Annotated in this window: 2 protein-coding genes; both read left to right on the plus strand. The window is 37.3% G+C overall.

Annotated elements, in window-relative coordinates; genetic code table 11:
* The first annotated feature begins 200 nt into the window (after positions 1 to 200).
* Positions 201 to 1,253 carry a hypothetical protein gene (locus GYA49_01905; GenBank protein ID NMC35775.1) on the plus strand — a complete coding sequence of 351 codons (1,053 nt, stop codon included), beginning with the start codon at positions 201 to 203 and terminating at the stop codon, positions 1,251 to 1,253.
* Between the two features lie 25 nt (positions 1,254 to 1,278).
* Positions 1,279 to 1,986: UDP-N-acetylmuramoyl-L-alanine--D-glutamate ligase (locus GYA49_01910; protein NMC35776.1), on the plus strand; the 708-nt coding region annotated here is incomplete at its 3' end.

A 1,986-nucleotide genomic window follows, 5' to 3' on the forward strand; every position in this document is an offset into this window, starting at 1 on the left:
ACGCAATTTACTTTTAGACAATGTTGATACCCCATCAGAAGTGATAACTTATAATCCACAATTGATCTATAACCTTGCAAACTCAACGGCCTTGCAAGATCTTAAAGACTTTGATTACTCATGGCGGGAAGTGGCTCCATAGAGGAAAAATAAAGTATTATTTACTCCCTATTTATCAAATCTTTATGTTACCATAAACTATGACGCAAAGCTCTAATCCATTAGCTCTACTATTAGGTTTGCTTATTTTTTCCTTTGTGAGCACATCAGTTTTGATTGTGCCGTTTATTAATCTACTCTACAGACTACGTTTTCTACGAGCTGAGCAGCAAACTAAGGACGCTTTTAATAAGCCGACTCCGATTTTTGACAAATTACATAAGCATAAAAAAGGCACTCCTGTTGGAGGAGGACTGCTCATTATCGGGGTAGTTTCGGCTTTGTTTGCTATTTTGTTTCCACTACTTAGTTATTTAGGGGTTTATATTACTCATGTGTACCCAGTTCGAGATGAAATTAATATTCTTTTTTTCTCATTTATTTCTTTTGGGCTTTTAGGTCTTTATGATGATTTTATGAAATTTTTTAGGTTTGAATCAACTGGTTTCTTTGGTTTGCGGATGCGACACAAATTTGCTATTCAGTGGCTTTTGGCTTTTATTATTGCTTTTATGATGTACTTTAATTTGAAAATCGACATTTTTTATCTGCCATTTATCGGGGTTTTTACAATTGGGTTTTGGTTTGTGCCGCTGGCAGCCTTTGTGATTGTGTCTTTTGCTAATGCAGTCAATATCACCGATGGCTTGGATGGCTTATCTGGAGGTTTGCTGATGATTGCCTTGTTTGCTTTTTGGATTTTATCAGCTTCAATTTTAGATACACCTTTATCATTTTTCCTGGCTTTATGGATTGGAGCGATTGTAGCCTTTTTATATTTTAATGTTTATCCAGCCCGGATTTTGTTGGGAGATGTAGGAGCGCTTTCATTTGGGGCAACTTTGGCGGTAGCTGGGCTTTTGCTTGGTAAAGTTATGGCATTGGTGATTATTGGTGGCTTATTTTTAATAGATATGCTTTCCAGTTTATTACAGCTTTTATCTAAGCGCTTTCGAGGCAAAAAGATATTTACGGTCTCTCCTTTTCATCTCCTGCTACAATATAAAGGCTGGGAGGAGCCCAAGATTGTCCAACGTGGCTGGTTAGCGGCTTTAATGTTGGCCATTTTCGGGGTTTGGCTAGCTTTAGTTTAGTGATTTTTAGCTTCAATATATTTATATGGATCAGAATTTATCTTCATATATTGAGTCATTGCATAATAAAAAGGTTTTGATTTTTGGCTTGGGCTTACAGGGTGGTGGTTTGGACGCAGCTTTGTTTTTTGCAAAGCATGCTAAGGCAGTAAAAATTACTGACCTTAAGACTGCCGAGCAACTTCAAGCAACCCTGGCTCAACTCGAAGAGAAACAATTTAACTACCGTTTTGGTGGGCATAGCTTGGAGGATATTGATTGGGCTGATCTCATTATTGTTAATCCTGATATTTGGAATAAAAAAGAAGCTTTGAAGTACTTAGAGTATGCGCGTGAAAATAAGAAAGATATTGAAACTAGTGTTAGTATTTTTTTGAAATATTGTCCCTGTCAGACTATAGGAGTGACTGGTTCTAGGGGCAAAACTACCACAGCTCAAGCAATTTTTACTATGCTAACAGCCTGCAGTAAAAAAACCATCCTAGCTGGTAATATTCCCAATTGCATGACTTTACAGCAGCTTGAAAAAAGTGAAGACTATGACTTTGCGGTTTTGGAACTGTCAAACTTCCAATTACATAGCTTGGAAGTTTCACCCCATATTGCCATTATTACCTCTATTTCGCCCGACCATTTGCTAAGTTACCAGTCAATGGATGAATATTTACTCGACAAGCGAAGAATTACTGCATTTCAAAGAGGTGCTGATTGGTTGCTGCTTAATCAAGATGAT

Source organism: Candidatus Beckwithbacteria bacterium (assembly GCA_012797845.1).
Classification (GTDB): Bacteria; Patescibacteriota; Microgenomatia; order UBA1400; family UBA1449; genus JAAZOH01.